Raw genomic sequence first — 7530 nt, forward strand, 5'->3', positions numbered from 1 at the left:
GCGGACATAAAAATGGGAACAATGCAATTGAGTGCGGTTAGCGCCTATCTGGAAATAATGGGCTTTTCTCAGGATGGCTGGGGGCACGACATGCTCCGCGCCGCTGGCATGACGCTCGCGGTAGCATTCTGCGGCTTCGCCGCCGGCACAGTGTTTGGTATGATTGCCGCCGCTGCGTCTTTTTCATCTCAGCGTATTCTCAGGATAGCGGCTGATGGGTATTCGACCGTGCTCCGCGGGATACCGGACCTACTGATTATTTACCTGTTCTATTTTGGCAGCAGCGCTTTGTTAAGCCAGCTTGGTACATTCTTTGGCGGACAAGGTTTCGTAAGTGCACCCGTTTTCGTCACCGGCGCACTGGCCATCGGCGTAGTATCCGGCGCTTATCAGGCCGAAGTGTATCGCGGCGCAGTGCTTGCACTCCCTAAAGGCGAAATCGAAGCTGCCAAAGCCTATGGCATGCCGCCGCGTCTGCTGTTTCGCCGCATCATGGTGCCGCAGGCGGCGCGCTTCGCCATTCCGGGCATCGGTAATGTTTGGCAGCTTGTCCTGAAGGAATCCGCACTGATCTCGGTGGTCGGACTGGTTGAACTGATGCGTCAGGCGCAAATCGGCGCTGGATCAACCCGCAAGCCATTTACCTTCTTCCTGACTGCCGGGCTGCTTTATCTCGTGATCACCTTCGCATCGGGCTTGCTGTTCAGGAACGCCGAAAAACGTGCGATGCGCGGCATCCGGAGGGCGGTATGAGCTTTCTCGACCTGCCATTCATGTTCGACAGTTTCGTCCAGCTCTGTCGCGGTATCCCGCTGACGCTGCAACTCATGGCGTTTTCCGTTGTCAGCGGTGCCGTGCTGGCCACCCTGCTGGCTACGATGCGCCTGTCGGGCAATCTGATCCTGGACCTTATTGCGCGCGGTTATATCTTCGTACTGCGTGGCACGCCACTGTTGGTCCAGCTCTACATCATCTATTACGGTCTCAGCCAGTTTCCCGAATTGCGCAGGAGCTTTCTCTGGCCGTTTCTACGCGAACCCTATTGGTGCGCGGTGCTAGCGCTGGCGCTCAATACAGCCGCCTACAGCGCCGAAATCATCCGTGGTGGCGTTCTGTCGGTCGCGACAGGGCAGATCGAAGCGGCGCGCGCTTATGGCATGAGCAGCTTCACACTCATCCGTCGCATTCTTGCACCGCAGGCTCTGCGGCAGATGCTACCCGCCTATTCGAATGAAGTTATCTTGATGGTGAAGTCCACGGCGCTGGCATCAACCATCACAATGATGGAAGTGACAGGGCTGGCAGCCAAGCTGATTTCTGCCACCTATCGGCCGGTCGAAGTCTTCATCTGCGCAGGCGCGATCTATCTCCTCTTGAATTTCGTGGTCACCAGAATCTTCAAACTGCTGGAATACCGCCTGTCGACGGCCCAGCGTCAGCCTGTAACCGTGCATGCCGCCGGAGGAAACTCATAATGCTACGTTTCGAGACACCTGCGGTCGAGATCAAAAACCTCGAAAAATGCTATGGTGCACACAAGGTTCTGCATTCAGTTTCCTTGCAGGCACATCAGGGTGAAGTCATTTCCATTCTGGGAGCATCCGGTTCCGGAAAATCCACACTGCTGCGCTGCATCAATATGCTGGAAGTGCCGGATGCGGGCAGCGTGGCTATTCATGGAGAGGCGTATAAGCTCGACCAACAGCTGGGACGTGCGCCTCGTCCTGCTGATGCACAACAGGTTCAGCGGCTGCGCGGTCAGGCGACCATGGTGTTCCAGTCGTTTAATCTGTGGTCGCACCTGACCATCCTTGAAAATCTGATCGAGGCGCCTGTGTATGTGCAGAAGCGAAACCGGTCGGAGTGCATTACCGAAGCCGAAGCACTGCTGGAGCGGGTCGGCATAGCCGATAAGCGCAATTTCTATCCCGCGCATCTTTCCGGCGGCCAGCAGCAACGCGCCGCAATTGCCCGCGCGTTAGCGATGCGTCCGAAGATCATGCTGTTCGATGAACCAACCTCCGCGCTCGATCCCGAGCTGGTGGCCGAGGTGCTGAAGGTCATGCGCGATCTGGCGGCAGAGGGGCGCACCATGCTGGTCGTGACCCACGAGATGGGCTTCGCCCGCGATGTTTCCAGCCGTGTCGTGTTTCTGCGTCAGGGCGTGATTGAAGAAGAAGGCACGCCCGACGAGGTTTTTGGCAACCCCAAAAGCGAGCGGTTCCGGCAATTCATTTCCAAACAAAACGCATGAACCGATCAATCGGCTTTCTAACAGAGGTGAACATATGAAACTGAAAATCGTCCTTTCTGTCCTCGGCGTTCTCGCCGTTGCCCCGACCGCGCATGCCGAAGATGTCGTGCGCATCGCTACCGAAGGTGCTTATGCGCCGTGGAATTTTTCCGGCCCGAACGGTGTGCTGGAAGGCTTCGAGATCGATCTCGCCAAAGACCTTTGCGAGCGCCTGAAAGCGAAATGCGAAATCACCGCACAGAACTGGGACGGCATCATTCCCTCGCTGACCGCCGGCAAGTACGACGCCATCATGGCGGGCATGAGCATCACGCCGAAGCGTGAGGAGGTGATCGCGTTTTCGTCGCCTTATGCGGCAGCCATCAATTCCTTTGCAGTCATGGATGACAGCGACCTTGCCAATCTGCCGGAAGGCGGCAAGCCGCTGAATGTCGATTCCGATGCGGCCAAGCCGGTGCTCGAAGAAATTGTCAAAAAAATCAACGGCAAGACTGTCGGCGTTCAGGGTTCCACAACCGCTTCCGCCTTCATGGAACAGTATTTCAAGGATGGTGCGGACGTGCGCGAGTATAAAACCGCCGAGGAACACAATTTCGACCTGACCAGCGGTCGTGTGGATGCGGTTATCGCCAATGCCACGGTTCTTGCTGCAGCTCTCGAAAAGGACGACATGAAGGGCGCGAAGCTGGCCGGGCCGCTGTTTTCCGGTAAGGTCTTCGGCATGATCGGCGTCGGTCTACGCAAGGAAGATACCGCCCTGAAGGGTCGCTTCGATACAGCCATTCAGGCAGCGATTGCCGACGGCACGGTGAAAAAGCTTTCCGAGAAGTGGTTCAAAGTGGACGTCAGCCCACAAAGCTGAGCCGATGCAATCGGGCCTGACCGCCGTCAGGTCCCCCCTGACGACACTGTGACAACAGATTGAATTTACGAATGCGCAGATTGCCGGATCAGAACATAGTTATTATTGGAGCGGGACTGGTTGGCTCTGCCATCGCCTGGGGTCTCTCCCGATCCGGTCTGCGTCCAATGCTTCTTGATGGAGAAGACCTGTCCCTGCGCGCATCCCGTGCCAATTTCGCACTCATCTGGGTACAGGGCAAAGGCGTAGGCGCACCACACTATGCCCGTTGGACCATGCAATCTGCGCGCCTGTGGCCTACATTTGCAGAGGAGTTGCGAGATGTCACCGGACTTGATGTAGCGCTCAAACAGACCGGCGCTTTCACCTTTTGCCTCGACGAGCGTGAGCTTGCAATGTTTGCGGAAGATGTCGCGACAGTGGCGCGGGAACTTAGCAATGACTCTTCGGAACATGTCGTGCTCGACCATCAGGAAACGGCCAGAATGGTGCCCTCCATCGGGCGGGATGTGATCGGCTCGATCTATTCGCCGATGGACGGCGATGTAAATTCGTTGCGCCTGTTTCGCGCTTTGCATACGGGCATGATCAAACTCGGCGCTTCCTATGAACCGCATTGTGAAGTCTCGTCCATCACCCCGCAAAACGGCGGTTTTCTGTTAAGCGGTGCATGGGGTGAGGTCTTTGCCGAACGCGTCATTCTGGCTGCGGGCAACGGCAATACAGAGCTTGCCAGGAGTATCGGTCTTGAAGCGCCGGTCGTGCGCAGCAAAGGCCAAATTCTTGTAACGGAGAAATGTGCGCCCTTCTTCCCCTATACAGCGGCCACGCTGCGGCAAGCGGATGAAGGAGGCGTGATGATCGGCGATAGTCAGGAAACCCACACGGACCGTATCGCCACCAATCAGGATATCAGCGCGGTTCTGGCCAACAGGGCAGTGCGGACATTCCCGCATCTGGCCGATGTCAATGTCATTCGCAGTTGGGCCGGATTTCGGGTCAAGACACCGGACGGCCTGCCGATTTACGAACAATCCGAAAGTCACCCGGGGGCTTACGCCGTCATGTGCCATTCCGGCGTCACGCTTGCAGCCAACCACGCCTTGATCGTGGCGCAGGAAATAGCAGCCGATGCCAAACAACTTGCTGGTGACGCATTCCCCGGCCGGAGGTTCCATGTCTCCTAAAATGTTCCTTAAAACTGAGACACCAGAGGAAACCGTGACGATCACATTCGATGCGCGCACCTTGACGGTACCTGCCAATGTAACTGTCGCCGCAGCGCTGCTTGGAGAGGGTATCAACCGGCTTAGAAACAGCGTTGTCGGTGATCAGCCGCGAGCCCCCTATTGCCTGATGGGCATCTGTTTTGAATGTCTGGTCACCATTGATGGTGTTCAGAACCGCCAGGCTTGCATGACGCCTGTGGCCAATGGAATGGTCATTTCTTCCCAGACCGGCGCGCGTCGGATGCAACCATGACGACAATGCTCAAGAGAATTTCCGATATTCATGCGCTCGACGCGTTTTACGACCTCGCCATTATCGGCGCAGGACCTGCAGGTATGTCAGCAGCCGCAGAAGCAAGCGCCACTGGCGCTAACGTGGTTCTGTTCGACGAAAACCCAGCCGCAGGCGGCCAGATTTACCGTGGCATTGAACACAATACGACTGTCCGCAGGCCGTTTCTCGGCACCGACTACTGGCGGGGCAAAGAAGTCCTGAGAGCATTCATCACCAGCGGTGTCAGCTATGTGCCGCAGGCCCTCGTCTGGAGTGTGGAGCCACATGATGGCGACAACAACGGCGTTGATCTGCGCGTATCGGTAAGCGGCAAGAGCGGGATTGTTTCAGCGCGCCGCGTGATCTTCGCGACCGGCGCCATGGAGCGTCCGATGCCTGTCAGGGGCTGGACATTGCCGGGTATTATGACCGTCGGCGCAGCACAGATTGCGTTGAAGGCTTCCGGCCTCCTGCCCAACGGACGTGTGGTTCTGGCGGGAACAGGCCCGCTGCTCTACATGTTCGCCGCACAACTGTTGCAGGCTGGTGGCAAGGTTGCAGCATTGCTCGATACGACGCCCGGCGCAAATTACGTGAAAGCTGCACCGAACCTGCCTTCATTCCTTTTCTCGCCATATGCTTTTAAGGGGCTCTCCCTGCTTTTGAAGGTGCGTAAGTCGGTGCCGGTCTATTCCGGTGTGACAGACATCGCCATTGAAGGAAAAAACGAAGCAGAAGCGATCTGCTTTTCGGCCAAAGGCAAGACTCACAGGCTTGCTGTCGATAGCGTCTTCCTGCATCAGGGTGTGATCCCCAACAACAATCTCGCCAATGCATCCGGCTGCGCTCTGGTTTGGAACGACGGTCAGAAATGTTTTCAACCGCAACTCGACGGCAACGGGCGTTCGTCCATGCCGACCATCTACATTGCTGGTGACGGCAGCGGCATTGGTGGTGCATTGGTCGCCGAGCAGAGCGGGCGTATCGCTGCGCTCGCGGCCTGTCAGGATATCTTTCCGGCACTGGCAACGTCGTTGGCGTCAAAAATCGTAAAGCTGCAGGCGCAGGCGCGACGCTTCGAGCGCGGGCGATCCTTTATCGACGCGCTTTATCTGCCTGCACAGGCATTTCGCGCACCAACGGATCGGGAAACGATTGTCTGCCGTTGCGAAGAAGTGACCGCAGGCGCTATCCGCGACGCGGCAGCCTGCAATATCGCCGGCCCTAACCAGCTGAAAACCATGTTTCGCTGCGGCATGGGCCCCTGTCAGGGCCGCATGTGCAGTTCCACCGTCACGGAAATTCTGGCCGAGGTGCAAAAACGTGCGCCTCAAACAGTCGGTTTTTATCGTCTACGCGCGCCGGTGAAACCGGTGCCGCTCGGCGAAATCGCAGCACTACCCCAAACTCCCGATGCTGTCTTCGCCGTTACCGGCGAGCAGACGGGAAATTCTCAAACCATCTGAAAGGATTAAACTATGGCTGAGCGTTTCATTCAGACGCCGATCATGCATCGCGTCGTCGAACACAACGGCATTGTCTATGTCGGTGGAACCACCTGTGATGACGAAAGCCTGGATATGGCTGGTCAGACCCGCGAAATCCTCGCCAAGCTCGACAGCTATCTGGCACAGGCAGGCACGGATAAGACCAAGCTTCTGGCAGCCACCATCTTCGTAACAGACCTCAATAAGAAGCCTGAAATGGATAAGGTCTGGAAGGAATGGATTGATCCTTCGCTGCTGCCAACCCGTGCAACCGTTGGCGTTGCCGATCTGGGTGGCGATACGTTGATTGAAATCGTAGTTTCCGCTTACAAATAATCGACTTTAAAAGCCACTTTGGGTTCTCGAAATGAAAAGCCGCCAACTGTCATGGAGTCAGCGGTTTTTCTCCATCCAAAAGCTATAAGCCTTTGGCAGCTATTGTTATCAGCGGACTTAAGTACGTTAATTGTCAGAATTTATATTCTTATTATTCATCGTATATTAAAATTTTTTTTATTAAACAATTCCATAAATCCTATAATCCCAATTAAGATCTGCAAATAAAATTTAATTGTAAACGTTTCTACAATATATCTGAAATCATTATTTAACAAACAACACCAAAGATTCTGTGTAGTTTTACCTGTAGTCGCAGATCTAGCATTCTCAGCGAAGCTGACGACTAAGTTTTCGAAGGGATATTTGAGGCACAGTTACCTTAACTCTGGCGCAAGCATAAGCTGCGAAAATAGGCCATGATCGAATCTCGTTCCTCACTTTATCACCGCCATCGTTTCCCTACTGAGATTATCGCGGAGGCGGTATGGCTGTATTATCGCTTTCCTCTTAGCTTTCGCATGGTCGAAGATATGCTGGCTTACCGTGGGATCATCGTCACCCACAAGACGGTGCATGAATGGGCGGAGAAGTTTGGACGTGAATATGCCAATACGATCCGTCGCCGCACCCCACGTCTTGGTGATAAATGGCACCTTGATGAAATGGTCATCACGATCAAGAGTGAGAAGCATTTTCTGTGGCGCGCCGTTGATCAGGATGGCTTTGTACTCGATGTTCCTGTTCAGAAGCGCCCTAACACCAAGGCTGCCAAGCGTTTCATGCGTAAACTTCTACGCGGCCAGGGCTGTTCAGCCCGTGTCATGGTCAGCGATAAGCTGAGATCTTATGGTGCTGCCAAACGAGAACTGGGGATGAGCGTTTGCGAGCATCGTCAGCACAAAGGCTTGAACAACCGCGCTGAGAATTCGCACCAGCCAATCCGACGACGAGAGCGGGTCATGAAGCGCTTTAAATCAGCGCGACATGTGCAACGCTTCACATCCATTCACGACCCGGTCTACAATCTCCACTACTTTCCCCGCAACCTTCTCTCCTCAGCAGACCATCGCGAGCTGCGTCAGACC

At 55.3% G+C, this 7530-nt stretch carries 9 protein-coding genes; all 9 read left to right on the plus strand.

The genetic code is table 11. From position 1 onward, the window contains the following. The first annotated feature begins 57 nt into the window (after positions 1 to 57). Entirely contained in the window at positions 58 to 753 is a 696-nt protein-coding gene (locus VBH83_RS16525; protein ID WP_064322622.1) for an ABC transporter permease, read from the plus strand. Next, positions 750 to 1475, plus strand: coding sequence for an ABC transporter permease (locus tag VBH83_RS16530; RefSeq protein ID WP_396998690.1), 726 nt, complete (start codon positions 750 to 752; stop codon positions 1473 to 1475). The genes VBH83_RS16525 and VBH83_RS16530 overlap by 4 nt, the downstream gene beginning before the upstream one ends. After that, positions 1475 to 2254 (plus strand): ABC transporter ATP-binding protein, encoded by a 780-nt coding sequence (locus VBH83_RS16535; RefSeq protein ID WP_396998692.1) that lies wholly within the window; start codon positions 1475 to 1477, stop codon positions 2252 to 2254. The genes VBH83_RS16530 and VBH83_RS16535 overlap by 1 nt, the downstream gene beginning before the upstream one ends. 34 nt (positions 2255 to 2288) lie before the next feature. Further along, on the plus strand, positions 2289 to 3116 hold the full coding sequence (locus VBH83_RS16540; protein ID WP_396998694.1) for a lysine/arginine/ornithine ABC transporter substrate-binding protein: 828 nt from the start codon (positions 2289 to 2291) through the stop codon (positions 3114 to 3116). A 71-nt stretch (positions 3117 to 3187) separates the two neighbouring features. Next, positions 3188 to 4303: an NAD(P)/FAD-dependent oxidoreductase gene (locus tag VBH83_RS16545; protein WP_396998696.1), complete on the plus strand. Its 1116-nt coding sequence runs from the start codon at positions 3188 to 3190 to the stop codon at positions 4301 to 4303. A gap of 1 nt (position 4304) precedes the next feature. Beyond that, positions 4305 to 4598 (plus strand): (2Fe-2S)-binding protein, encoded by a 294-nt coding sequence (locus VBH83_RS16550; RefSeq protein WP_111787866.1) that lies wholly within the window; start codon positions 4305 to 4307, stop codon positions 4596 to 4598. Beyond that, positions 4595 to 6085 (plus strand): NAD(P)/FAD-dependent oxidoreductase, encoded by a 1491-nt coding sequence (locus tag VBH83_RS16555; protein ID WP_396998698.1) that lies wholly within the window; start codon positions 4595 to 4597, stop codon positions 6083 to 6085. Before VBH83_RS16550 ends, VBH83_RS16555 begins: the two co-directional genes overlap by 4 nt. Before the next feature lie 12 nt (positions 6086 to 6097). After that, a complete protein-coding gene (locus VBH83_RS16560; protein WP_061345658.1) occupies positions 6098 to 6442 on the plus strand; it encodes a RidA family protein in 345 nt (114 codons plus the stop codon). Between the two features lie 419 nt (positions 6443 to 6861). After that, a partial coding sequence (locus VBH83_RS16565) for an IS6 family transposase (protein ID WP_396998701.1) occupies positions 6862 to 7530 on the plus strand: 669 nt, incomplete at its 3' end.

This window comes from Ochrobactrum sp. S1502_03 (assembly GCF_044435015.1).
In the GTDB taxonomy this organism is placed as follows: Bacteria; Pseudomonadota; Alphaproteobacteria; order Rhizobiales; family Rhizobiaceae; genus Brucella; species Brucella chromiisoli.

Coding starts and splice junctions, on each gene's coding strand:
- VBH83_RS16535 (WP_396998692.1), top strand. CDS start 1,475: ATGCTACGTTTCGAGACACCTGCGGTCGAGATCAAAAACCTCGAAAAA.
- VBH83_RS16555 (WP_396998698.1), top strand. CDS start 4,595: ATGACGACAATGCTCAAGAGAATTTCCGATATTCATGCGCTCGACGCG.
- VBH83_RS16545 (WP_396998696.1), top strand. CDS start 3,188: ATGCGCAGATTGCCGGATCAGAACATAGTTATTATTGGAGCGGGACTG.
- VBH83_RS16540 (WP_396998694.1), top strand. CDS start 2,289: ATGAAACTGAAAATCGTCCTTTCTGTCCTCGGCGTTCTCGCCGTTGCC.
- VBH83_RS16530 (WP_396998690.1), top strand. CDS start 750: ATGAGCTTTCTCGACCTGCCATTCATGTTCGACAGTTTCGTCCAGCTC.
- VBH83_RS16560 (WP_061345658.1), top strand. CDS start 6,098: ATGGCTGAGCGTTTCATTCAGACGCCGATCATGCATCGCGTCGTCGAA.
- VBH83_RS16550 (WP_111787866.1), top strand. CDS start 4,305: ATGTTCCTTAAAACTGAGACACCAGAGGAAACCGTGACGATCACATTC.
- VBH83_RS16525 (WP_064322622.1), top strand. CDS start 58: ATGGGCTTTTCTCAGGATGGCTGGGGGCACGACATGCTCCGCGCCGCT.